The following is a 23679-nucleotide window of genomic DNA, read 5'->3' as shown; positions in this document are numbered from 1 at the left end:
CCGGGGGATCAGTCCCCGGGCAGCCAGCCCCGCTCGGCGGCCTTGGCGCCCGCCTGGAACCGGCTGCGCGCGCCCAGCCGCCGCATGAGGTCCGAGACCATCCGGCGCACCGTCCGCACCGACACGCCCAGCCGGACCGCGGCCACCTCGTCGGTGCACCCGTCGGTCAGCATGGTCAGCAGTTCGCGCTCCCGCGCACCCGGCTTCGCCGGGCCGGACAGCGGCGGACCCGGCAGCGGCGCCGCCCCGGCCCACACCCGCTCGAACAACGCGGTCAGCGCCGTGACCACACCCGGCAGCCGGACCACGGCCGCACCCGCGCCGCCCTCGGCGGGCACGACCACCACCGACCCGTCGACGACCAGCGCCACCGCGGGCACCTCGGCCACCGTGCGGGTGTCGGCGCCCGCCGCGACCAGCGCGCCCAGCCGGGGGTCCAGGCCCGGCGCGGTGCGCGCGCTGTCCGGGGCCACGACCCGGTAGCGCACGCCGCGCCGCAGGTTCCAGTGGTCGATCCGGCGCACCGGCCCGAACGGGCCCGCCGCGGTGGCCTGGTCGCTGAGCACCAGCACCTCGTGGGCGGCGCAGGCGAGGAGCCCGTCCACCCCGGTGCTCACGGCGGTCAACCGGGGCGCCGGGTCCACCGGCGCCTCGGGGAAGACGGCGGTCATCGGGGCGGCCCCTCCGAGCGGGGCGGTGGCGGCCCGCGCCAGGTCGGGCCGCGTGGCCGGTTCCGGCCGAATCCACGCCGAGCGCCCGCCCACCGCCCGTGCGGCGGTAGCGTCGGTCTGCGACATCGGTGCCGGTGACATCGTGTCCCTCCCGTCCCGGTGCGGCCGGGTGCCGCTCCACGTCCACCTTGGCGCGGGATGTATGAGGAATTGATGACACGGGTGCGCGGCGCTTCGGGACAAGATGACGCAAACACAACATGTGGTGGCGACGAGTCGCTGAAACTCCAGGTGTTGTGCTGAGCCGGTGGGACTTGCCCGCCATCGGAAGGGGTTGCGGCAAGGGGTGTCGGCACGTGGTGGGGTCGACTGCCCGAGCGGGGTGATCCGCTCGCCGTGGTGACGCTGCGCTGCGAGTGGTACGACCATTGGTGTTCCGCTGTCACCCGAAGACCTCCATGCGCCCGGCTGCCCGCGTCGCTAATGTCGACGCCCGGAACCGGTGGGGGGAACAGGGTGGCGATGACGGGTGCCCGGGTCGACGTGGAACTCGTCGCCCCGGCCGAGCCCGGCGCGGGCGACATCGCGGTGGTCGGCCGGGCGGTCGCACCCGGTGCCTGGTTCGACGTCGGAGCGGCCCGCCCGCGCCCGCGCACCCCGGACGCGGTGTGGGAACTGGTCGACGGGCGCGGCTACAACGGCGTCCACGCCCGCGGGCGCGCCCTGGTGCACCTCGGCCGGGGCAACCGGACCCCGCGCAAACCCGTCATCCTGGCCGACGCGCACGGCCACGGCCCCAGCGCGGACCCGGTGACCCGCCTGACCGGCGACGCGCTCGTCGACGACCTGCTGGCCTCCGGGTACGACGTGGTCCTGGTGGGCTTCGCCGAGCGGCAGACCTACCTGCAGGCCAACGCGGGCGCCCTCGCCGAGTGCGTGCGCCGGGCCGCCGCCGAGCGCACCGGGACCGCCCCGCTCACCGTCGGCGGCATCGGCTCCGGCGGCCTGATCGCCCGCTACGCCCTCGCCCTCCTCGAAACCGACGGCCACGACCACGAAACCGACGTCTACCTGTCCTGCGACACCCCGCACGACGGCGCCTGGATTCCCCTGATCCTCCAGCAACTGGCCCACTTCTTCGGCCGGTTCCCCGGCGCGGGGGACAGGGCGGAACTCCTCCGCGCCCCGGCCGCGCAACAACTGCTCGGGGCCTGGGTCCGGGACGCGAAGTACTCGGGGCCGGTGCAATCCCCGCTGCGCAAGCAGTTCCTCGACGACCTGCGCCGCATCGGGGACTTCCCCCGGCGGGTGCGCATGGTCGGGCTGTCCTGCGGCACCGGCACCGGGGTGGGCCCACCCCTGCCCGCGGGCGCCACCGCCTTCGACTGGAACCTCGGCGCCCTGGCCGCCGCGACCGCCCGCTTCCAACCCGACCGGGGAACCGACGCGGCGATCGGGACGATGAGCGCCCTGCTGGAAGTCCGCCACCCGACCACGACCGACGTCCCGGCCCTGGACGGCGCACCGGGCGGAACGGCCGAGTTCTTCGGCCAGGTCGCGGACGCCCTGGGCGCGACGATCCCCCGGGAACACCGCTCCGGCTGCTTCGTCCCCACGACCAGCGCGGCCGCCCTCTCCCTGGACAACCCCCAAACCCCGGTCGACGGGCTCCCCGGGCCGTTCCACGAGTTCCGGTGCGCGGAGGAGAACCTGCCGCACGGCCTGCTGACCGAACCGCTGGTCCGGTGGGTGCTCGACCGGCTGCCCTGAGGCGCCGCGACCCGCCTACGCCACCGGTGCGATTGGCTCGCGCACACCGGCGTAGCGGGCAGCGGTGGCGCGCAGGTGCGCGGCGTGCCCGTAGATGTCCTCCACCGTGGTGATGGGCACGCGGGTCTCGTTCTTGTTCTCGTCGAAGACGCCCAGGTACTTCTGACTGCGGTTGAACCACAAGCGGGCGATGGGCTTGCGGTTGTTGTCGTCGAACAGCACCCCGAAGTAGGTCTTGGTGTCCCGCGCGACCACCCGGTCGCTCGGCACCTCGCTGCACACGATGGCCCGCACCACCCGGAAGCCCTCCAGTTCCTCCTCGGTGGTGACGACGTCCCCGCCCACCTCGTTCGCCTGCCCGTCCTCGACCACCGGCGCGACCGGGGTCGTGGGAACGGGGAGGATGATGTCCGGGCTTCCCAGCGCGTTCTTGAGCCGGTCGTTGACCTGCTCGTTGAGGAACTGCCGGGTGGCCTTCTCCACCAGCGGCAGGAACTGCTCGCGCACCCGCTGGGTGAACGCGCCCTCGTAGACGCGGGTGGTCAGGAAGCGCACCCACTCGTCCTCCGGCTCCTTGAACTGGGTGGCCAGGATGCGCTTGATCTGCCCGATGTACTTGAGCTCGCCCGCGGCGCTGAGCACCGAGTCGAGGTCGAAGGTCTCCTTGGTGAGCTTCGCCAGCTCCGGCAGCAGGGTGGCGTCGATGTCGGCGAAGTCGAGCACGAGGAACGGTTTCGCGTCCATGCGGTTCGGCGCGTCCAGGTCGGTGTAGACGTGGTAGACCTCGCCGTTGGTCAGGATCGCGATGCGGGCGTTGGTGGCGGCGAAGTACCGGTAGAGCTGGGAGGCGTGCTCGATGCGCAGCGGGTCGTTGACCTTCTTCGCCTCGATGAGGATTTGCACCTGGCCGCCGTGGGCGATGGCGTAGTCGATCTTCTCGCCCTTCTTCGTCCCGACGTCGGCGGTGAACTCGGGGATGACCTCGGCCGGGTCGAACACGTCGTAGCCGAGCACCGTGCTGATGAACGGCATCACGAAGGCGTTCTTGGTCGCCTCCTCGGTCTCGATGCCCGCCTTGTGCTGCTTGATCCGCTGCGCCAGTGCCTGCGCGCGCTCCGCGATGTCCATCCCATGCGCCCTTTCCGTCCGGCGGGAGCCCTGTGTGGACCCTGGCTCGCCCGCGCCGGGTAGATCGACGGGGAAGGCGAGGGTGTTACCGCGTTACCTGATCGTGTCCGGTGTGGCCCGGGGCTTGTCCGGTGCCGCGCAGGCCGTTCGTCGGTTGCGTTTCCCCGTTCGAGACCCAGGGGTTCCGAGTGTCCCTTATGGACTAGGTGGTGTTGGGATCTCCACCCGCCTCGCGGTGGGTGTCGTGTCGGGGCCGGGTGGTGGTCACCGGGGGTTCACAGTGGACGGTCGTCGGGTGGGGGTGGGTTCTGGGGGTGGAGGAGGGCTCGGTCGCGGACCATGCCCCACTGGCTGACCGGCACGTCGGCGGCGACCAGGAGTTCGTCCAGGTCTCGGGAGGTGGCGCGGGTGGTGACGATGCGGTCGGCCTCGGTGCGGGTGAGGCCGCAGATGCGGGCGATGGTGGCGGCGGGGGCTCCGCCGAGTTCGACCAGGCCGCCGTCGTCGTAGTCGAGGCCCAGGTCGGGGCGGCCGATGCCGAGGCGCCGGGCGAGGTGGGGGTCGCGGGTGGCGAGGGCCCTGGCGTGGTGGCGGCGGCACCGGGCGGCGGACGCGGCGGGCGGTGGGGGCTTGATGGGGCAGGTGTGGGCGGGCGGCCCGGGTGACCCGATCGTGGCGGTTGGGGGTGCCAAGATGAGAACTCGGTGTAGCGACTTCACCAGCGTCCTCTCCCCGATAGACCCGAATGATCCCTCAGGTCTATCGGGGAAGGTGACGGTGTGTTACCGATTTAGCAGAACCAGCCGCCCTGGACCCAGCCGCGCTGGTTGACGTGGCCCATGGCGTAGCCCTCGGCCCAGCCCTTCTCGGAGTAGCGGGACAGCTCGAAGTGCTCGCCGCGGAACAGGGTGCCGATGATGACCCCGGCGGGCTGGGTGCGGACGTAGAGGGAGTCGGCGCAGATCTCGTGGACCGTGCCCGCGGAGGCGGTGGGGGCGGTGGTGATCGCGGCGGCGACGCTCAGCGCGCCCGCGACGAGTGCGGTGGTGGTGCGGCGGAAGGACACGGGAACTCCTCGACGTGGGGTGGGTGGGGTCAGTTGAGGGAGAAGCAACTGCGCAGCAGGAAGCCCCACTGGCTGGTGCCGTGCCAGAAGACGTCGGCGGAGTAGTTGTTCGAGGTGATGTAGCGGACGCCGATGTAGTTGCCCTGCGACAGCGTCGCGATGGGGTCGCGGTGGCCCGCGCTCGGGGAGTAGTTCGCGAAGAGGGTCGCCGAGTTGCACGTGATGTGCGCGGCGTGCGTGGGGTTCCACGGGTCGCTGATCGTGCCGCTGCCGCTGAGCGCGCCCACGGTGTCGGCCTGGGCGGTGGTGGCCGCGAGGCCGCCGAGCGCGGTGGCTGCGGCCAAGGCGACCGCGGCGGTCCGCAGGGTGCGGCGGGACGGGAGTGCCATCGATGTTTCCTTCCGACTTGAAACAGATCAGGTCGGTTGAGAATTACCGGAGACCGGTGGTGGCCGGAAGGCGCGGGTGTGACCGCGCGTGCAGACTCTGTGGCCGTCCGTGCAGCCGGGCGGTGTGTCGCCCGGGACTCGCGGGCGGGCGGCCGGTCAGTCGCGGTCGAACTCGCTGTCGCGGGCGGCGTCGGCGCGGTCCAGCCAGCCGCGCCAGGTGGCGGCCGAGTGCGCGGGTTCGGACCACGGGCTGCTGCACCGGACCATCCTGGTGCCCGGTTTGTCCAGCCAGCGCAGCACGATCGCCACCTCCTCGGCCATCGCGCCGCGCAGCGGGCCCGCGCCGGGCAGCACCGTCTCCGCCGAGACCACCAGCGCCTCCACCACCGGCATCGGCCGCACCCCGCGCCGGGCCACCCCGGCCGAGGCGAGCCTGCCGTGCCGGACCACCGCGAACTCCCAGCCGCCCAGGGAGTCCGGGCGGGCGGCGACCAGCTCGGCGATCCCGGCCAGCGCGGCCATCCGCTGGCCCCGGTCCAGGCCGCGGACCAGGGTGCGCATCCGGTCGCGGTCGGCGCGGGCCTGCTCGAACCGGCGGGCCTCGGCCAGCTCCGACAGCCGCAGGGCCAGGCGGTGCAGCGGGTGGGTGTCGTGGCCCGCCACCAGCGAGTCGACGGCCCGGAGCGCGGGGGCGTACTCCTCGGCGGTCTGGTTGCCCGCGCACGGCGCCGCGCACCGCTCCAGCTCGGCCAGGGCGCACGGGCTGGCGTTCGGCGACTTCGCCGGGATGCGGACCGTGCACGGGCGCACCCCCGTGGCCTGCTGCAGCGCCAGCATCGCCTCCTCGGCCCGCGCCCGGCCGCGGAACGGCCCCAGGGCGCCGTCGCGGGCGGTGCGGACCAGCGACAGCCGGGGGAACGGCTCGTCGGTGAGCACGACCCACCAGGAGTCGCGCGGGTTCTTGGAGCGGCGGTTGTAGGCGGGCTTGTGCGCGGAGATCAGCCGCAGCTCGCGCACCTCCGCCTCCATCGGGTGCGAGCAGGTCACCGAGTCGACCCGGATGGCCAGGGCGACCATCTCGCGCAGCCTGCTGCGGGTCTCCGAGGCGGTGAAGTACTGCCGGACGCGCCTGCGCAGGTCCGAGGCCGTGCCGACGTAGAGGACCTCCTCGGACGGGCCGCGGAACAGGTAGACCCCGGGCTCGTGCGGCAGGTCCTCGGCGAGCGTGCGCTTGCGGCGCTGCTCGGCGGTGACCTCGGGGATGTAGTCGAGCAGTTCCTCCAGCGACTGCACGCCCAGCGAGCCGACCCGCTCCAGCAGCCCGTGCAGCACGTCGACCGTGGCCTTCGCGTCGTCGAGCGCGCGGTGGACCGGGGTGGTCTCGGCCCGGAAGAACGCGGCCAGGGCGGAGAGCTTGCAGCTCGGCGCCTCCTCCCGGCTCAGCACCCGTCGCCCGAGGCGGACCGTGCAGACCACGGCGGGCTTGGGCCAGGCGTAGCCGAGTTCGCGGCAGGCGGCCTTGAGGAAACCCACGTCGAAGCCCGAGTTGTGCGCGACCAGCACCGCCCCGGCGGCGAACTCCAGGAACGCGGGCAGCACCACCTCGATGCCCGGGGCGGAGCTGACCATGAAGTCGGTGATGCCGGTCAGCGTCACGATCTCCGGCGGGATGCCCCGGCCGGGGTCGACCAGGGTGGCGAACTCGCCGAGCACCTCACCGCCGCGCACCTTGACCGCGCCGAACTCGGTGATCGCGTCCTGCTCGTGGCTGCCGCCGGTGGTCTCCAGGTCGAACACCACGAACGTCGTGTCGCGCAGCGGGGTGCCCAGCTCGTCGAAGGCGAGCTGGGGGCGGGGGTCGGCTGACTTGCTCATCGCCGCTGACGCTAGAACAGCCCCCCGACAGTTCCCGCGCCCGCCCGCGCGGTCCGCCCCGGCGGGGCGGGTGCCGAGGCGTCGCGGCGGTCGCGGATCGGCCGCCACCGCGCCGGGGCGGGGTGGGCCCCGCGCCTGCCCGGTGCCCCGCGGGCCTCCCGGAGGGGCTTCGGCGCGTCGCCCAGGGGGCCCGCGACTAATCTTAGGGAGTGCAACCTTCGTCGGAGCCGGTCGGACCGGTCGGACCGGGATCGTCCACACCGGACGTCCCGGACCCCGTCGCGCCCGGAGCCGCCGAGGGGGGTTCCACTGTGGAACTCGTGGAGCCGGTGCCGGGCGCGGAGATCGGGTCCGGCGCGGAGTGCGCGGTGGCCGAGCCGCCGGTGTGGCCGGAGGCCCTGCCCGACCCGGTCCGGCTGCGCCTGGCCGAGCTGGGCGCGGACGCGGTGGGCGCCCTGCCGCCGGTGGACGTCCCGGCGTCGCTGCGGCAGGTGGCCCGGTTCGCCCCGGCCAAGCGGGCCCGGTTGGGCGGCCCCACGATCGTCGCCGCGCTGCGCGCCCACGTGGGCTTCCGGACCGCGGTGGTGCAGTGGGCCCGCGAGCACCGGGTCGAGGCGGTCGAACCCCCGCCGGACGACCCGGTGGCGGTGGCGACCGCCGCGCTGCTCCTCGGGGAGCCAGCCGCGCCTGCGCACCTGGAACTGGTGGCCAAGCGGGCCGACGACAGCGCGCTGCGCGCGGAGCGGGACGCCGCCCTGGCCAGGGTGGGCAGGTTGGAGGCCGAACTGGCCGCGGCCAGGGCCAGGGTCGCCGAGTCCGAGGGCGCCGCCGACCGGGCCCGCGCCGAGGGCGAGGCCGAGCTGGAACGGTTGCGCAAGCGCTTGCGCGAGCAGGGTGTGCGGCTGCGCGAAGCCAAGGACGCCGCCGCCGCCGCCCAGGTCAGCGCCGAGCGGGCGGGGGCGGACGTGGCCGCGGAGGTCGCCGCGCTCACCGAGCGGGTGCAGCGCGAGCAGGAGCGCGCCGAGTCCGAGCGCGCCCGCGCCGCCCGCGCCGAGGCGGGCGCCGCGCTGGCCCGCCAGGCCGCCCGCGAGGCCCGCCAGGCCGACGAGGTGCGGCTGGCGCTGCTGGTCGACACCGTCGACGACGCGGTCGCCGGGCTGCGCCGCGAGCTGATGCTCGGCGACGGCCGCGGCCCCCGGCCCGCCGACCTGGTGGCGGGGGCGACCACCGCCTCGGGCGGGGCCCGCCGGGTCGACGACCCGGTGCACCTGGAGCGGCTGCTGGCGCTGCGCGCGGTCCACCTGATCGTCGACGGCTACAACGTCACCAAGACCGGCTACTCCGACCTCTCCCTCGCCGACCAGCGCGAACGGCTCATCCGGCAGCTCTCGGCGCTCGCCGCGCGCACCTCAGCGGAGGTCACGCTCGTTTTCGACGGGGCGGGGGTCGTCGTCGTCCCGGTGGCGAAGCCGCGCGGGGTCCGGGTCATGTTCAGCGACCCGGGGGTCCTCGCCGACGACGTCATCCGGTCGCTGGTGGCCGACGAGCCGCGGGGCAGACCGCTGGTCGTGGCCACCTCGGACAAGGCCGTCGCGGACGCGGTGCGCGACCGGGGCGCCTACACGGTGCCCTCGGCCGTGCTGCTGATGCGGCTCGGCCGGGTCTGACAGCGCCGCCGGGCGCGCGGGAGCCGGGCGGCTGGACAGGGAGGGTCGGGGGAGTGCGCAGCAGGGTGTTCGGCCGGGGTCCCGGAGCGGTCGGGCTCGGGGTGCTGTTGGCGGCGGCGGTGCTGGTGCGCCCGGTCGCGGCCGAGCAGCCGCCGGTGCCGTCGGACCCGCCGCAGGTGGAGGCCGGGGTCGGCCCCGGCGCGCCGGTGCCCGACCCCAGGCCCGGCGAGGCGTTCGCCGACCCCCGGGTCGCGGAGTTGCAGCGCACCGCCACCGACGTGCAGCGCGAGCTGGCCGACCTGTCCGACCGGCTGCACGGCGCCGAGCGGGACCTGGCCGCCGCCACCGAGCGGGTGACCGCGGCCCGCGCCGAGCGCGCCGAGGCCGACCGGGTCGTCGCCGCCCAGCAGGGCGAGGTCGACGAGTACTCCAGGGCGCTCTACGCCGCGCTGGCGCAGCCCAGCGCGGTGCAACTGCTGCTCACCGCCGCCACCCCGGAGGACTACCTGCGCGGCAACGACCTGATCGGCCGCGTCCGGGCCGACCAGGACTCCCGGTTGGCGGCCTCGGTCCGCAGGCAGCAGGCGGCGCGGCGCGCGGAGGAGTCCGCCGTGGGCGCCGAGCGCTCGGCGGCCGACCGCAAGGCCGACCTGGACCGCAGCAGCGACGACGCGTCGAACCGGGCCGCCGCGGTGTCCTCGGAGCTGCGCGGGCAGGTCGACGACACCAACGCCGCCGTGGTCGCCCAGCAGAAGGCGCAGAAGGAGCGCAACGACAAGACCGCGGCCAACTGGAAGGCCTACACCGACCGGCTCGCCGCCGCCGGGATCACGCTCCCCGGGGCCGCGGCCCTGCGCGACCCGGCGCGGCTGCCCGCGGGCCTGACCCCGTTGGTCGGGTCGACCGGCGCGCCGCAGGCCGGGGTCGCCCAGGCGGTGCTGCCGTCGGGGGAGCGGCTGCTCGTGCTGCCCGCCGAGGCCGTCGGCGCGGTGGACGCCGCGGTGGCCGCACTGGGCAAGCCGTACGTGCCCGGCAAGGGCGGGGAGGGGCCCACGGCGTACTCCTGCGACGGGCTGGTGCGCTCGGCGTTCGCCGCGGGCGGGATCACCCTGCCCGGGTCGGCGGGGGAGCAGATGGGCGTGCTCGCGCCGGTCGCCCCCGCCGACGCCCAGCCCGGCGACGTGGTGTTCCTCGGACCCGCCCGGCTCGGGGTGCAGGGCGTGGGGATCGTGCTCGACAACCGGACCGTGCTCACCGCCGACGCCCGGCTCGCCGGGGTGGTGGTGGAAGACCTGCCCGGCGGCGACACCGTGCTCGGCGTCGGCAGGCCGACCCTGCTCCAGCGGCCCGCGCAGCCGGTGCCGCAGGCCATCGACGGCGGCCTGACCTGGCGCTGCGGTGGCGTGCAGGTCCCGGCGCGGGGCGCGGGCGAGGCTGCGGGCGCCTGGGGCGGCTACCCCAACGGACTGATCCCGCCCGCCGCGCTGTGCCTGATCGGGTCCGCGTCGCACCTGCTGCGCTGCGACGCCGCGCAGGCCTACCAGGCGCTGTCCTCGGCCTACGCGGCGAGGTTCGGCGGCCCGGTGTGCATCACCGACTCCTACCGCTCCTTCGCCGCCCAGGTGCGCCTCTACCAGGTGAAACCCGCCCTGGCGGCGGTCCCGGGCACCAGCAACCACGGTTGGGGGCTGGCGGTCGACCTGTGCGGCGGCATCCAGTCCTTCGGGTCGGCGCAGTACGCGTGGATGGTGGCCAACGCACCGCTGTTCGGGTGGTCGAACCCGCAGTGGGCGCAACCGGGCCGGGGCCGTGAGGAACCCTGGCACTGGGAATTCACCGGGGCCTGAAAGCCGCCGTCACCCCCTGTTCGCCCGCAGGTCGGAAGAGTTTTTCGAACGGGTGAGCGAAAAGTGTCGTACCCCTTCCCTACTGTCGTCGACAGGAGATCAAAAGCACCGGAAGGGGCGATGATGCTCATCGACTGCGACAGCTGCGAGGTCCGCGGCGACGCGTGCAAGGAATGTGTGGTCAGCGTGCTGCTGGGGCCGCCGCCCGGGCTGGAGTTGGACGCCGCGGAACAGCTCGCGATCGACGCCCTGGCGGAGGCGGGCCTGGTGCCGAGGCTGCGCCTGATCCCGATCGAGAAATCGGCCTGAACCGGTCGCGTACACCTCGGACCGGGGCCCGGACGCCGCGCGGGAAACGCGCACGCGCCGAGTGGTCGGTTCTGTCGCCGAACGGTCCACGCTTACGGGTGGTGCAGGTGTAGGCGTCGTCACAGCGTGCAGTCCTCACTGCTCCGTTGGTGTTTTCGGGCCACCCACACCTGTTTTTCCGGCGAGCTGGTGGACGGCCGGTCCTACTTTTCGTAACCTGTCCGAGATCTCGTGGCGGCAAGCCACCCACCCCGAGGGTGGCACGCGAGATCGCCGCCGATCCGACCCGCTCGTGGGCCGGACCGGATTCCCCCACGGTGGGGTCGTCGAGTGATTCGGAAGTGAGCGGCAATCCCGCTCGCCCCCGACAGGACTGGGTGCGATCTCCAGGCCCGGCACCGGCGGCCCGTCGGCGGTAAAACGGACGAAGGAGTACGCGCGACCGTGTCGTCGCATCGACTCAAACGTGCAGTGCGTGGCGCCATGAGCGTCGCGGCGGTCGTAGCCGTCGTGACCTTCTCCCCGACCCCCGCTCTGGCCCAACCCGCGCAGCCCCCCGCCCCGCCGACCACGGCCTCGGAGGCGCTGCAGCAGTACAACGACGTCGCCAAGCGCGCGGAGCAGGTTAACGAGGACCTGCTCAAGGCCCAGACGGACCTGCAGGCCCGCAACGCCGACTTCGACAAGGCCAACGCCGACGTGGCCATGGCCGCGGAGACGGAGAAGCAGGCCAAGGCGCTCGAGGAGCAGTTCCGCGGCCAGGTCGACGCGCTGGCCAGCGCCTCCTTCCAGGGCGCCCGGTTCAACAAGATCTCCGCGCTGCTCACCGGCTCCTCGGCCGACGACTTCCTGGAGCGGGCCTCCGCGCTCAACGTGCTGGCCAGCGACAACCAGGACGCCCTGGACAAGTACACCAGGGCCGTCGCCACCGCCACCGACGCGCGCAAGCTCGCCGAGGACGGCCAGCGCCGCGCCGCGGAGGCCAAGGCCGCCGCGGAGAAGCTCACCGCGGACATCACCAAGACCCAGCAGGACCTCAAGGCCCAGCTCACCACGCTGGACCAGGCCCGCAGCAGGCTCTCGGCCAAGGACAAGTCCGACCTGGTCGGCCCGGTCGACGACGGCGTGTACCTGGCGCCCTCCGGCTCGGCGGGCAAGGCCATGGACGTGGCGCTCGCGCAGCGCGGCAAGCCGTACGTGTGGGGTGCCGAGGGCCCGGGCAGCTTCGACTGCTCCGGCCTGGTCCTCTACGCCTACCGGGCGGCGGGCGTGAGCCTGCCGCACTCCAGCCGCGCGCAGTACGGCTACGGCAAGTCGGTCTCGCGCAGCGAGCTGCAGCCCGGTGACCTGCTGTTCTACGGCGGCAGCGTCGGCTCGATCCACCACGTCGCGATGTACATCGGCGGCGGCAAGATCGTGCACGCGTCCACCTCCGGGGTGCCGGTGAAGACCGACAGCATCGACGGTGGCGGCCGCGACTACCTCGGTGCCAAGCGCATCGTGGGGTGACCCCACCGCTGATCGACCCCCGGCTGTTTCACCCGGCCGGATGAGCACCGACCGGGACCGGAGCCTGTTGGCTCCGGTCCCGGTTCCGTTCTCCCCTACGATCGGCCCCGTGCGCAGGGAGCGGGTGCGGGGCTGGCTGGCCGCGGCGGTGGCCGCGACCGCCCTGTTCGGCGTCGCCGTCGTCGCACTGCCCGAACACCCCGCCGACCAGCGCGGACAGGCGGGCCAGGGCAGGCCCATGGGGGCCGTGCAGCCCGCCGCGGGCGCCGCCGACGCCCGCCGCGCCGACGCCGTCGCCGAACTGCTGGGCAGGCGGGCCGACGCGCTGCTGCGCCGCGACCAGGCCGCCTTCACCGCCACCCTCGACCCCGCCGCCGAACCCGCGTTCCTGGCCGCGCAGCAGGAGTACTTCACCAACCTGGCCACCGTGCCGCTGGACGCCTGGTCGTACACGGTGCGCGCCGAGGACTCGCTGGACCTGGGCAGCCTGACCGCGCCCGCCGCCGACCCCGCCGCGACCGAGCAGTGGGCGCCCGCCGTGGAACTGCACTACGCGCTGCGCGGCATCGACCCCACCCCGACCGACCGGTCCCTGGGCTACCTGTTCGTCCGCCGCGGCGAGCAGTGGTTCCTGCGCTCGGACACCGCGCTCGGCGAGCTGGGCAGGCGCACCTGGCGCGGCCCGTGGGACTTCGGCCCGGTCGTGGTCGCCCCGGCGGCCAACGGGCTGGTCCTGGCCCACCCCGGCAACCAGGCGATGGTCGACCGGCTCGTCCGCGAGCTGGACCCGGCGGTCGAGGCGGTCGGCCGGGTCTGGGGCGACCGGTGGCCGCGCCGGGTGGCGCTGCTGCTGCCGGACAGCCCCGCGGAGATGCGCGCCCTGGTCGGCCCGGACTTCCCGGTGGAATCGGTGGTGGCGGTGGCCGTCGCCGACCGGGTCGACACCGCGCGCCGCACCGCCACCGGGCAGCGGGTCGTGCTGAGCCCCACCGGGTCGCGGGCGCTGTCGATCGCCTCGCTGCGGGTGGTGCTGCGGCACGAGATCACCCACGTCGCGGCCCGGGTGGACACCGTCGACGGGTCGCCGATGTGGCTGCTGGAGGGCTTCGCGGACTACGTCGGCTACCGGGAGAGCGGCCTCGGCCTCGCCCAGGGCGCCCCCGACCTGGCCCGCTCGGTGCGCGCGGGCGGGCCGCCGCGCGCGCTGCCGCAGGACCGCGACTTCCGCGAGCGGGACCTGGACCTGGCCTACCAGCGGTCCTGGTCGATCGCCCGGTTCGTCGCCGATCGCTTCGGCGAGCGCGAGCTGGTGCAGCTCTACCGCAGCCTCGCGGGCGCGGGCCCGGTGTCGGCGGGTGAGACCGACGAACTGCTGCGCGGGGCGATCGGGCTGGACCGGGGCGGGCTGCTGCGCGCCTGGCAGGACTACCTGCGCGAGGCGTTGCGCTGAACCCCTAGATTGGGTCGGTGCGCAGGACCCTGCTGGTGACCAATGACTTCCCGCCCAGGCCGGGCGGCATCCAGACCTACCTCCACTCGTTCGCCTCCCGGCTGCCCGGCCGCGAACTGGTGGTCTACGCCCCGGCGTGGCGCGGGCACGAGGAGTTCGACGCCGCCCAGCCGTTCACCGTGGTCCGCCACCCCGGCGGCCTGGTGCTGCCCACCCCCGCCGTCGCCCGCCGGGCCCGGCAGGTGCTGCGCGCGGAGGGCTGCGACACGGTGTGGTTCGGCGCCGCCGCCCCGCTGGCGCTGCTCGCCCCGGCGCTGCGCGCGGCCGGGGCGCGCCGGGTGGTGGCCAGCACCCACGGCCACGAGGTGGGCTGGTCGATGCTGCCCGCCGCGCGGCAGGCGCTGCGCCGCATCGGGTCCACCACCGACGTGGTCACCTACGTCAGCCGCTACACCCGCGACCGGTTCGCCGCCGCGTTCGGCCGCGCCGCGGCCCTGGAGCTGCTGCCCTCCGGGGTCGACACCGACCTGTACCGCCCCGATCCCGCCGCCCGCGCCGAGATCCGCGCCCGGCACGGCCTCGGCGACCGGCCCACCGTGGTGTGCGTGTCCCGGCTGATGCCGCGCAAGGGCCAGGACTCGCTGATCCGCGCCCTGCCCGCCATCCGCCGCCGGGTGCCCGACGCGGTGCTGCTGCTGGTCGGCGGCGGCCCGTACCGCGCCCGGCTGGCGGCGCTGGCCGAGCAGGTGGGCGTGTCCGGGCACGTCGTGTTCACCGGGTCGGTGTCCTGGGCGGAGCTGCCCGCGCACTACACCGCGGGCGACGTGTTCGCGATGCCCTGCCGCACCCACGGCCGCGGCCTGGACGTGGAGGCGCTGGGCATCGTGTTCCTGGAGGCCGCCGCCACCGGGCTCCCCGTCGTCGCGGGCGACTCCGGCGGCGCCCCCGAGGCGGTCCTGGAGGGCGAGACCGGCCACGTCGTCGACGGCCGCGCGGTCGAGCGGCTCGCCGACCGGGTCGCCGCACTGCTCGCCGACCCGGACCGCGCCGCCGCCATGGGCGCGGCGGGTCGGGCGTGGATGGAGAAGGAGTGGAGCTGGGACACCAGGACCCGCCGCCTCACCCGCCTGCTGGACGGCGAGACGACCTACCGATTCGGCGCCTGAGCACTGTTTTCAAGCCCGGGTTCTGCGCCGTGTCTTCAAGCCCGTGAGTTTGGTGGGTGTGCCCGGCTGGGTGGATGTGCTTGGCCGGGGCCCCTACGGCGATCATGTGCTCCAGCGTGTCAGGTGGGGCTGAAGGGATGCCCCACCGCCCAGAGAGGCTGTCACATGATCGCCACCCCCGGCCAAGCACATCCACCCACCCGGGCATTCACGTAGCCGGCCGCCGGTTTCGGGGTTGGCTGGCTGGGTGTTGCTGCGCCGGTGGGGTTCGAGGTGGCCGGGACGGTTGTTCTCGGGGTGTGTGACTTGAGGCAGGCTAGTCGCGCAGGGCGAAGGTCTGTGCGGAGAAGTCTTCCTCCGGTTCCGCCGCTCGACTGTCCACAACGTTCTCTTGGGGATCGTCTGCTGTGGACGGTTCTCGGTGGGGTGGTGCGGTCAGCCGCTGGAGTTCCGTGGTCAGCTCCGGGCCTGCGATGGGGGAGACGATGTCCACGCCTGCTGCCAGGGCGGTGTCGGTCGCCTGGTGTATCAGGGATTCCAGCTCGCGGGTCAGTTCGGGTGCGGTCAGGTGGCGGCAGGCTTCGCCGAGGTCCAGGGCGGTGAGCATGCCGGACATGGTCACCGTCACCTCGATGCCGTGCCTGCCGGTGGCCCGACCGGTGACGGCGGCGAGGCGGGCCGGGAGGTCGCGGGTGCGGGCGTCGAGGTCTTCGGCCAGGGCGAGCAGGTCGTCGGTCGACAGGTCGTTCACCGCAGCCTCCACGAGTCGGGGGTGGTGGCCTCGGCGGTCTCGGTCAGGTCGGTGTCGCCGGTGAGGCCGAGGGCGTTCGCGGCGGTGGGGTCCAAGGCGAACGCGTGCCGGGCCCGTTGGTCGGCCTCGGCGGTGGCGCGGCGGACGAGGCCGAGGAGGGTTTCGGCGAGGGCGGGGCCGCCCTGGCGCAGGGCGGGGGCGTCGATCCTCAATGCGGCCAGCGCGCCGCCGGGGAAGACCGTGACCTCGACGTCGCGCGTGTGCGCGGAACCGGTGGTGGTCACCTCGGGTGCACCCCGCCGTAGAAGGTGGACGAGGACAGGGTGTGGGTGCGGCGGGCGACCTGGTCGCCGGAGTTGCCCTCGATCGTGGTGACGGTGTTGCCCTCGACCTTCTCCACGATGCCGATGTGGGTGCTGGTCGACGGGCTCTGCGGGCCGGTGCCGAACAGCAGCACGTCGCCCGGCCGCGCCTGGTCCAGCGAGTCCTTGCCGTAGGCGGTGCCGTGTTGCTGACCCCACCTGTAGACGTCGCCGGTGAAGGGCAGCAGGGGGATGTCGACCCCGGCCTTGCGCCAGGCCCAGGTGGCGAAGGAGGAGCACCAGGCCGCGCTGGGGCCGTACTTGTTCGCGTTGCCCGCGCCCTCGCGGTAGCCCAACTGCGACCTGGCGATGCCGGTGATCTCCTGGCCCTTGCCGCCGGCCTTGGTGGAGCCGCGGTCGGGCTTCCTGTCCGCCGCGGGCTTCCCGGTCGCGGCGGGGGTGGTCCTGTGCTTGGCCTTCGGGTCCGCGTAGCCGTCGTGCTCGACGGACTTCTCCAGGGCCTTGAGCTTCTTGGCCGCGTCGGTCATCTGCGTCTTCACGGCGGCGAGTTGCTTGGCCGACTCGCCGGTGTAGGCGCGGACCAGGTCGGCGACCTCGCCGACGGCCTTGATGATCGCCGCGCGCTGCCCGGCGCCGGTGACCGCGAGCCCGGCGTCGAGGGTGCGCGCGGCCCTGGTCGTGTACTCGTCGAGCAGCCGCACCACCGCGCCGTGCCCGCCGTCGAGGGCCTGTGCGGTGGAGGCGACGATCGTGGCGCCCGCCGCGGCGGCGGAGCCGGTGGCGCCGAGGGACCTGGTGACCCGGTGGGCGCGCTTGTCGAAGCCGTCGGCGGTCTTGCCCGACCACTGCGCGGACGCGGTCCCGGCGGCGGTCTTGTGCCCGCCGTGGTGCTCGACCAGCAGCTTGTGCGTGGCGTCGAGGGCGGCGTGGGCGCGCTGGGCGTCCTCGGCCTTGCCCGCGAGCCGGTTGCGGTGCTCGACCATCTGCTCGGCGAACTGCCGGGCGATCCTGGTGGTGTCCATCGTGTTCTCCTGGCGCCTGGTGGTGGGGTCAGCCCAGCAGCCTGGTGAAGTCGGCCGCGATCCCGTCGTCCTCGTGCTGGTAGGCGTCCGCGGTCCTGCCGGTCGCCCGGCCCAGTTCCGCCGCGTTGTCGGCCACGCCGTCGACCTGGGCGCGCAGCGCGGCGGCGAAGCCGGTGAGCGCGGTGGCGAACCCGGAGTCCCTGCCGATCCGGCCGAAGCTGTCGTCGGCGATGCCCCGGATGGAGCCCACCTCCGCGCGGGCGGCCTTGCGCAGCTCCCCGGCCAGGGCGGCGGTGTCGCGGGCGTACTTGTCGAGCGCGACCGCGTCGACCTCGAAGCCCCCGGTCGGGCGGGAGCCGCCGGGCTTGCCGTCGCGGCCCTCGTCCCGGGGCTTCTTGTCACCCTTGTCCAGCTCCCGGCTGATCAGCTCGGCCAGTTCGCGCTCGTCCATCCCCGCCTCCGCTCCGGCCCCTCCGGGCCCGGGCACACCATCGCGCCCGCGCCGGGGTGGCGACCAGGGGCGTTGCACGCCCGGTCACACGCACTGCACGGATGGACGGGGGCCCGCGGCCTCAGTGCCGGTGCAGCGCCGCCAGGTCGTCGGCGCGGGTCTTGGCGATCACGTCCCGGCGCGGGGTGCCCGTCGGGGTCAGCTCGCCCGCCGCCTCGGTGAAGTCCCCGGCCAGCACGGCGAACGCGGTGATGGACGCCGCCCGGGACACGGTCCGGTTGGCCGCCTCCACGGTGCGCCGCAGCGCCGCCCGCAGGTCCGGGTCGGTCGCCACGTCGACCTCCGCCCGGCCCGCGCGCGCCGCCCAGTCGGCCAGCCCGGCCTCGGCGACGGTGATCAACGCGACCACGTGCGGCAGCCGGTCGCCGAGCACCACGCAGTGCGAGACCAGCGGGTCGCGCCGCACCCGGTCCTCCAGGGCGCTCGGGGCCAGCGCGCGGCCGTCTGCGGTGGTGATCGTGTCCCGGCGCCTGCCGCTGATCCGCAGGTAGCCGTCCGCGTCCAACGAGCCCAGGTCACCGGTGTGCAACCAGCCGTCGACCAGAGCCTCCGCGGTGGCGGCCGCGTCGCGCCAGTAGCCGCGGAACAGGGCGTCGCCGCGCAGCAGCACCTCGCCCACCCCGTCCACCGGGTCCCCGATGCGGACGTCGACCCCGGGCAGCGGCGTGCCCACCGTGCCCGCGCGGAACCGGGACTCCGTGTTCACGCACACCAGGCCCGCCGACTCGGTCAGCCCGTAGCCGGAGTGCACCGGGATGCCCGCGCCGCGGAAGAAGTGGGCCAGCCGGGCGTCCAGCGCGCCGCCGTGGCACAGCGCCGCCACGCACCGCCCGCCCAGCTCCGCGTGCAGCTCCCGGCCCAGCACCCGCGCCGCCAGCAGCCGCCGCACCCGCAGCGCCGTGGACGCCCCGCCCGTGGACAGCGCCACCGAGTACCGCACGGCGACGCCCTCGGCCAGGTCGAACAGGCCCGCCCGGTCGTGCGCCGCCGCCCGCCGCCTGGCCGTGGCGCGCACCCGCTCGAACACCCTGGGCGTGGCCGCGACGAACGTCGGCCGGAAGGTGGCCAGGTCCGAGGCGTGGTCGCCGCTGTCGGGCAGGTGCCCGAGCGTGGTCCGGGTGTAGACGCAGGCCAGCGTCACCACCCGGGCGGGCACCGCGGCCTGCGACAGCGACTGGAGCATCGAGTTGCCCGGGCGCAGCAGCGCGGGGAAGGCGCCGACCAGGGCGCGCACCTGCGTCAGCAGCGCCCGGTGGGTCAGCTCCACACCCTTGGGGCGACCGGTGGTGCCCGCCGTGTAGGCCACGGTCGCCAGGTCCGCCGAGCCCACCGCGAGCCTGCGCCGGTGCACCTCCGCGTCCGGCACCCCGGCCCCGAGCGCGACCAGCTCGTCCAGCGCGGGCGCCGACTCCGCGGGCACCTCGTCCGGGTCGGGGTCGACCCGCCACACCCGGGTCAGCTCGGGGAGCCGGTCGACGACGCCCTCCACGACCCGCCGGTGCGCGTCGTCCTCGACCACCACGGCCCTGGCGCCGCTGTCGCGCAGCAGCCAGGCCACCTGCTCGGCCGAGGAGGTCTCCGGCACCGGCACGGCCACGCAGCCCGCCGCCCACACCGCCAGGTCGACCAGCGTCCACTCGTAGCGCACCCGCGACAGCAGCGCGACCCGGTCGCCGGGGGCCAGCCCGGCCCCGACCAGGCCCTTGGCCAGCGCGAGCACCTGCGCGGCGAAGTCCCTGGTGGTGACGTCGACCCAGGAACCGTCGACGCGGCGCCGGAACCCGATCACGTCGGCGAAGCGCTCGGCGTTGGCCCACACCATGTCGGTGAGGCTCTCCTGCTCGGCGACCACCTCGGTCGCGGGAACACCCGACTCCCGCACGCGGACCTCCCCTGAGCCCTGGCCTGGGAAACTGCGCACCCAAACCTAGACCCGCCCCGGGTGGGGGCACACCCGGGGCCGTGCGAAGCTGGCCGGGTGCCCCAAGTCGACGTCGTGGACGAGACCTTCATCGTGGCGCCGCCGCGGACCGTGGCCGCCGCCTTCGCCGACCCGGCCGCCTGGCGCCGGTTCTGGCCCGACCTGGTGCTGGCCGCCTACGCCGACCGCGGCGCCGAGGGCCTGCGCTGGACCGTGCGCGGGGCGCTGACCGGCACCATGGAGGTCTGGCTGGAGCCGGTCCTCGACGGCACCGTCGTGCACTACTTCCTGCGCGCCGACCTGCCCGAGCCCGCCACCCCCCGCGCCGAGCAGAAGGAGCGGCACGCCCGCCAGTTGGCCGCCAAGTCGGTCGCCCTCGGGCTCAAGGCCGCCCTGGAGGACGGTCGCGCGCCGGGGACCGCCCCGGTCCCCGCGTAGGGTTGGCCTGTGCGTGTTCATGTGGTGTCCGACGTGCACGGCAACGCCGAGGCGCTGGCCCGCGCCTGCGACGGCGCCGACGCGCTGGTCGTGCTCGGTGACCTGATCGACTTCGTCGACTACCACGACCACGGCGGCGGGATCATGGGCCGCGTCTTCGGCGCGGAGAAGGTCGGCGTCTACGCGGACCTGCGCCGCGAGCGCTCGCACCTCGCCGCCTCCGCCTACGCCAGGGAGCTGTGGGCGGGGCTGGCCGACCCGGGTTCCCGCGTCGACGAGGCGATCCGCGAGCAGTACGCGGAGCTGTTCGCGGCGATGACCGCGCCCACCTACGCCACCCCCGGCAACGTCGACACCCCGGACCTGTGGCCGGAGTTCGCCCGCGACGGCCTGCGGATGCTCGACGGCGAGGTGGCCGAGCTGGGCGGGCTGCGGTTCGGCTTCGTCGGCGGGACCGTGCTGCCCGAGGGCGTCGAGCCCCGCCGCGGCAGCGCGTTCCGGGCGTACCTGCGCAGCCAGGAGGACTTCGGCGCCTCGGTGGCCAAGCTCGACGAGGTCGACGTGCTGTGCACGCACGTGCCGCCGGACCTGCCCGAGCTGACCTACGACGTGGTGGCCCGGCGCGCGGAGCTGGGGTCGGCGGCGCTGGTGGGGCTGATCCGCGAGCAGCGGCCGCGGCTGGCGCTGTTCGGGCACGTGCACCAGCCGCTGGCGCCGCGGCTGCGGTTCGGGCGCACGGAATGTGTGAACGTGGGCCACTTCCAGCGGACCGGTCGCCCGTACGTGTTGCGCTGGTGAGTGTTGTGGACAGCCCCCGGCCGGGGCCGGGCTGACCGGGTAGCCTCCCAGCATGGCCGATGAGTCCACCCAGTCCATCACCGTCGACGCGCCCGCGGAGGCGATCATGGCGGTGATCGCGGACTTCGCGGCTTACCCGCGGTGGGCCAACGCGGTCAAGAGCGCCGAGGTCCGGTCCACCGACGCCCGGGGCCGGGGCGCGGAGGTGGCGTTCACCCTCGACGCGGGCCCGTTCAAGGACGAGTACACCCTGGGCTACGAGTGGGCCGACGACGGCCTGAGCGTGAGCTGGTCGCTGGTCGAGGGGCAGATGCAGCGCGCGCAGAAGGGCAGCTACGTGCTCCGCCCGCACGGCGGGTCCACCGAGGTGGTCTACACCCTGTCGGTGCAGCTCGCGGTGCCGATGATCGGCCTGTTCCGGCGCAAGGCGGAAAAAATGATCATGGACACCGCGCTCAAGGAGCTCAAGCGCCGCGTCGAGCGGGGCTGAGCGGCGGCCAGTGCGGATACTCCTGTTCACCGGCAAGGGCGGCGTCGGCAAGACGACCCTCGCCGCCGCCACCGCGGCCAGGCTCGCCGCCCGCGGCACCAAGACCCTGGTCGTGTCCACCGACCCGGCGCACTCGCTGGCGGACGCCTACGCCACCCCGCTGGGCCCGGAACCCTCCGAAGTGGACGCGGCGCTGTTCGCCGCGCACGTCGACGCCAGGGTGCTCGCCGACCGCTCCTGGCCCGAACTGCGCGTCGCCCTGCGCACCCTGCTCGACCGCACCGGCCTCGACGCCCTCGACGCCGAGGAGCTGACGGTCCTGCCCGGGGTCGACGAACTGCTCGCCCTGACCGAGGTCGCCCGCCTCGCCCGGGCGGGCCCGTGGGAGGTCGTGGTCGTCGACTGCGGCCCCACCGCCGAGACGCTGCGCCTGCTGTCGCTGCCCGAGGCGGTCGCCGGGTACCTCGACCGCGCCTTCGGCGGCGCCAAGGGCCTGCTCGCGGGCGGCCTGCTCGGCGGCGAGGCCCGCGCGGCCACCGACTCCATCCGCGCCCTGGCCCGGCACCTGTCCGGCCTGCGCGCCCTGCTGACCGACCCGACGACGACGTCCGTGCGCCTGGTGCTGACCCCGGAGCGCCTGGTCGTGGCCGAGACCAGGCGCACCCTCGGCGCCCTGGCCCTGCGCGGCGTGCACGTCGACGCCCTGGTCGCCAACCGCCTGGTGCCCCGGGCCAGCCGCTGGCGCGGCCCGGCGGCGTCCTGGCTGCGGGTGCGCCGCGGCGAGCAGGACGGCGTGCTCGCCGAACTGGAGGCGTCCTGCACCCTGACCGTGCACCGGGTCGAGCACCGCGCGGCCGAACCCGTCGGCCCCGCCGCCCTCCTGGCCCTGGCCGACGACCTCTACGGGGAAGGTGACCCGCTCGCGATCGGTGCCCCACCCGGCACCCCGCTGCTCGACATCACCGCGGACGGCGACGACCTGGTGCTGACGATCGCCCTGCCGCTCACCGACCACGCCGCCCTCGACCTGGCCCGGGTCGGCGACGACCTCGCCGTCACCGTGGACGGCACCCGCAGGCTCGTCGCCCTCCCGCCGCTGCTGCGCCGCCGCTCGGTCGTCGACGCCGAGGCGGGTGCCACCGGCCTGGTCCTGAGGTTCGCCCAGACCACCGAGTCCGGGGAGGAACACCCGTGACCACCGCCCAGGACCCCGGCAGCAGACTGGCCGACGAGGTCACCCTGCTGCTCGCCGCCGTCGCCGACCGCGCGGGCCCGTGGCTCGACCGGGTGTCCACCAGCACCCACGACGAGCACGAGCCGCCGACCGGGGCGTGCGCGTCGTGCCCGGTCTGCGCCTTCCTGGCCCTGGTCCGCGGCGAACCGAACGCCCTGGCCGCCGCCACCCTGGACCGCCTGGCCGACGTGGTCGCCCTGCTCCGGGCGGTCCTCGCCGACCGCTGGGAACCCGGCGCCCCGCACATGCCCGGCTTCCGCCCGGACCCGCCACCGCGCCCGACCTCGACCAGGGTCCAGCACATCCCGGTCCGCCGGAAGGCCCCCGCCCCGAGGTGAGGACCATCGGCGTCGACGTCGGCGGCACCAGCGTCCGCGCCGGGGTGGTCGACGAGCACGGGACGGTCCTGGACACCGCCCGCGGCACCACCCCACCCGGTGAGGCGGCGCTGGAGGACGCCATCTGCGCGGTCGTGTCGGAACTGCTGGGCAGGCACCGGGTGGGTGCCGTGGGCCTGGCGGTGGCGGGTTTCATCGCCAACGACCGCCGCACCGTGCTGTTCGCCCCTCACCTGGCCTGGCGCTCGGCCCCCGTCGCCGACCGCATCGCCGCCCGCCTGGGCCTGCCGGTCGTCCTCGAACACGACGCCAACGCGGCGGGCCTGGCCGAGCACCGCTTCGGCGCCCTGCGCGGCGTCGGGGTCGGCCTCCTGCTGGCCCTCGGCACCGGCATCGGCGCGGCCCTGCTGGTGGACGGCGAGCTGTACCGGGGCGCCCACGGCGTGGCCCCCGAACTGGGCCACCTGTGCCTGGTCCCCGGCGGCCGCCCCTGCGAGTGCGGCAAGTCGGGCTGCTGGGAGCGCTACTGCAGCGGGACCGCCCTCGCCGCCACCGCGACGGACCTGCTGGCCAGGGCGGGCACCCACTCGCCCATCCTGTCGCGGGAAGCCGCCCGCGACCCCGGCGCCATCACCGGCCGCGCGGTCGCCGCCGCCGCCCGCGAGGGCGACCCGGTCGCCACCGCCGCCATGTCCGACCTGGCTGGCTGGCTGGCCACCGGCCTCTCCCTGATCGCCGACGTCTACGACCCGGAACTGGTCGTCCTGGGCGGCGGCCTCTCCGAATCGGCCCCCCTCTTCCTGGACGAGGCGCGGGACCGCTACCACCACCTGATCACCGGAACGGGCCACCGCCCCCCACTGCGCCTGCGCACCGCCCACCACGCCGACGACGCGGGCCTGATCGGCGCGGCGACCCTGGCTGCCACCCATTCGTGAACCCCTGAGCCATCCACAGCCCGCCGGGTTGTCCACAGGCAAGATCCACATCTCTCCGCCGGACACCC

At 74.8% G+C, this 23679-nt stretch carries 24 protein-coding genes; 13 read left to right on the top strand and 11 right to left on the bottom strand.

Annotated elements, in window-relative coordinates; all coding sequences use genetic code 11:
• Positions 1–8: 8 nt before the first annotated feature.
• Positions 9–797 carry a helix-turn-helix transcriptional regulator gene (locus tag UO65_RS02950; protein ID WP_233427416.1) on the bottom strand — a complete coding sequence of 263 codons (789 nt, stop codon included), beginning with the start codon at positions 795–797 and terminating at the stop codon, positions 9–11.
• Between the two features lie 396 nt (positions 798–1193).
• Here UO65_RS02950 and UO65_RS02945 point away from each other — a divergent pair, with 396 nt between their 5' ends.
• On the top strand, positions 1194–2441 hold the full coding sequence (locus tag UO65_RS02945) for a lipase family protein (protein WP_052020571.1): 1248 nt from the start codon (positions 1194–1196) through the stop codon (positions 2439–2441).
• 15 nt (positions 2442–2456) lie between these two features.
• On the opposite strand, the gene UO65_RS02940 is transcribed toward UO65_RS02945, so the two are convergent.
• The 5 genes from UO65_RS02940 to UO65_RS02920 form a co-directional block, all read right to left on the bottom strand.
• Positions 2457–3569 (bottom strand): type I restriction endonuclease, encoded by a 1113-nt coding sequence (locus tag UO65_RS02940; RefSeq protein ID WP_035278471.1) that lies wholly within the window; start codon positions 3567–3569, stop codon positions 2457–2459.
• Positions 3570–3844: 275 nt separating this feature from the next.
• Positions 3845–4261 carry a hypothetical protein gene (locus tag UO65_RS32950; protein ID WP_052020569.1) on the bottom strand — a complete coding sequence of 139 codons (417 nt, stop codon included), beginning with the start codon at positions 4259–4261 and terminating at the stop codon, positions 3845–3847.
• A gap of 98 nt (positions 4262–4359) precedes the next feature.
• Positions 4360–4635: a hypothetical protein gene (locus UO65_RS02930; RefSeq protein ID WP_035278469.1), complete on the bottom strand. Its 276-nt coding sequence runs from the start codon at positions 4633–4635 to the stop codon at positions 4360–4362.
• 29 nt (positions 4636–4664) lie between these two features.
• Positions 4665–5024, bottom strand: a complete 360-nt coding sequence (locus UO65_RS02925) for a hypothetical protein (protein ID WP_035278467.1) — start codon at positions 5022–5024, stop codon at positions 4665–4667.
• A 156-nt stretch (positions 5025–5180) separates the two neighbouring features.
• On the bottom strand, positions 5181–6899 hold the full coding sequence (locus tag UO65_RS02920; protein WP_035278465.1) for a DEDD exonuclease domain-containing protein: 1719 nt from the start codon (positions 6897–6899) through the stop codon (positions 5181–5183).
• A 311-nt stretch (positions 6900–7210) separates the two neighbouring features.
• On the opposite strand from UO65_RS02920, the gene UO65_RS02915 reads away from it, so the two are divergent.
• From UO65_RS02915 to UO65_RS02890, 6 genes are all read left to right on the top strand, one after another.
• Positions 7211–8566 (top strand): NYN domain-containing protein, encoded by a 1356-nt coding sequence (locus UO65_RS02915; protein WP_035278463.1) that lies wholly within the window; start codon positions 7211–7213, stop codon positions 8564–8566.
• 53 nt (positions 8567–8619) lie between these two features.
• Entirely contained in the window at positions 8620–10413 is a 1794-nt protein-coding gene (locus UO65_RS02910; RefSeq protein ID WP_233427415.1) for a D-alanyl-D-alanine carboxypeptidase family protein, read from the top strand.
• A 120-nt stretch (positions 10414–10533) separates the two neighbouring features.
• A complete protein-coding gene (locus UO65_RS02905) occupies positions 10534–10722 on the top strand; it encodes a hypothetical protein (protein ID WP_035278461.1) in 189 nt (62 codons plus the stop codon).
• A gap of 483 nt (positions 10723–11205) precedes the next feature.
• Entirely contained in the window at positions 11206–12231 is a 1026-nt protein-coding gene (locus UO65_RS02900) for a C40 family peptidase (RefSeq protein ID WP_052020567.1), read from the top strand.
• Positions 12232–12340: 109 nt separating this feature from the next.
• Positions 12341–13681, top strand: a complete 1341-nt coding sequence (locus UO65_RS02895) for a gluzincin family metallopeptidase (RefSeq protein ID WP_152551949.1) — start codon at positions 12341–12343, stop codon at positions 13679–13681.
• A 17-nt stretch (positions 13682–13698) separates the two neighbouring features.
• Positions 13699–14847 carry a glycosyltransferase family 4 protein gene (locus UO65_RS02890; protein ID WP_035278457.1) on the top strand — a complete coding sequence of 383 codons (1149 nt, stop codon included), beginning with the start codon at positions 13699–13701 and terminating at the stop codon, positions 14845–14847.
• A 316-nt stretch (positions 14848–15163) separates the two neighbouring features.
• On the opposite strand, the gene UO65_RS02885 is transcribed toward UO65_RS02890, so the two are convergent.
• From UO65_RS02885 to UO65_RS02865, 5 genes are all read right to left on the bottom strand, one after another.
• Complete coding sequence (locus UO65_RS02885) at positions 15164–15598, bottom strand: hypothetical protein (protein ID WP_035278455.1); 435 nt, start codon at positions 15596–15598, stop codon at positions 15164–15166.
• Positions 15595–15882 (bottom strand): hypothetical protein, encoded by a 288-nt coding sequence (locus tag UO65_RS36510; protein WP_035278453.1) that lies wholly within the window; start codon positions 15880–15882, stop codon positions 15595–15597. Before UO65_RS36510 ends, UO65_RS02885 begins: the two co-directional genes overlap by 4 nt.
• A complete protein-coding gene (locus UO65_RS02875) occupies positions 15879–16943 on the bottom strand; it encodes a C40 family peptidase (RefSeq protein ID WP_035278452.1) in 1065 nt (354 codons plus the stop codon). Before UO65_RS02875 ends, UO65_RS36510 begins: the two co-directional genes overlap by 4 nt.
• Before the next feature lie 28 nt (positions 16944–16971).
• The gene (locus UO65_RS02870) at positions 16972–17394 is read right to left on the bottom strand and encodes a type VII secretion target (RefSeq protein ID WP_052020565.1); all 423 of its coding nucleotides are present in this window, start codon (positions 17392–17394) and stop codon (positions 16972–16974) included.
• Between the two features lie 121 nt (positions 17395–17515).
• Entirely contained in the window at positions 17516–19336 is a 1821-nt protein-coding gene (locus UO65_RS02865) for an AMP-dependent synthetase/ligase (RefSeq protein ID WP_035278450.1), read from the bottom strand.
• Between the two features lie 96 nt (positions 19337–19432).
• Between UO65_RS02865 and UO65_RS02860 the strand changes: the two genes are divergently transcribed.
• From UO65_RS02860 to UO65_RS02835, 6 genes are read left to right on the top strand one after another with little or no spacing between them, the layout of a single operon-like run.
• The gene (locus tag UO65_RS02860; RefSeq protein ID WP_035278449.1) at positions 19433–19813 is read left to right on the top strand and encodes a hypothetical protein; all 381 of its coding nucleotides are present in this window, start codon (positions 19433–19435) and stop codon (positions 19811–19813) included.
• A 9-nt stretch (positions 19814–19822) separates the two neighbouring features.
• Positions 19823–20611, top strand: coding sequence for a metallophosphoesterase family protein (locus tag UO65_RS02855; protein WP_035278448.1), 789 nt, complete (start codon positions 19823–19825; stop codon positions 20609–20611).
• Between the two features lie 52 nt (positions 20612–20663).
• On the top strand, positions 20664–21101 hold the full coding sequence (locus tag UO65_RS02850) for an SRPBCC family protein (protein ID WP_035278446.1): 438 nt from the start codon (positions 20664–20666) through the stop codon (positions 21099–21101).
• Positions 21102–21111: 10 nt separating this feature from the next.
• Positions 21112–22296 carry an ArsA family ATPase gene (locus UO65_RS02845; protein WP_035278445.1) on the top strand — a complete coding sequence of 395 codons (1185 nt, stop codon included), beginning with the start codon at positions 21112–21114 and terminating at the stop codon, positions 22294–22296.
• Complete coding sequence (locus tag UO65_RS02840) at positions 22293–22673, top strand: hypothetical protein (RefSeq protein WP_035278443.1); 381 nt, start codon at positions 22293–22295, stop codon at positions 22671–22673. Before UO65_RS02845 ends, UO65_RS02840 begins: the two co-directional genes overlap by 4 nt.
• Positions 22670–23611 (top strand): ROK family protein, encoded by a 942-nt coding sequence (locus UO65_RS02835; protein WP_035278441.1) that lies wholly within the window; start codon positions 22670–22672, stop codon positions 23609–23611. The genes UO65_RS02840 and UO65_RS02835 overlap by 4 nt, the downstream gene beginning before the upstream one ends.
• The last annotated feature ends 68 nt before the right edge of the window (positions 23612–23679 follow it).

It is taken from the genome of Actinokineospora spheciospongiae (genome assembly GCF_000564855.1).
Taxonomy (GTDB): domain Bacteria; phylum Actinomycetota; class Actinomycetes; order Mycobacteriales; family Pseudonocardiaceae; genus Actinokineospora; species Actinokineospora spheciospongiae.
The sequence above is the reverse complement of the archived record's forward strand: the minus strand, read 5'-3'. Positions and strand labels throughout refer to the sequence as shown.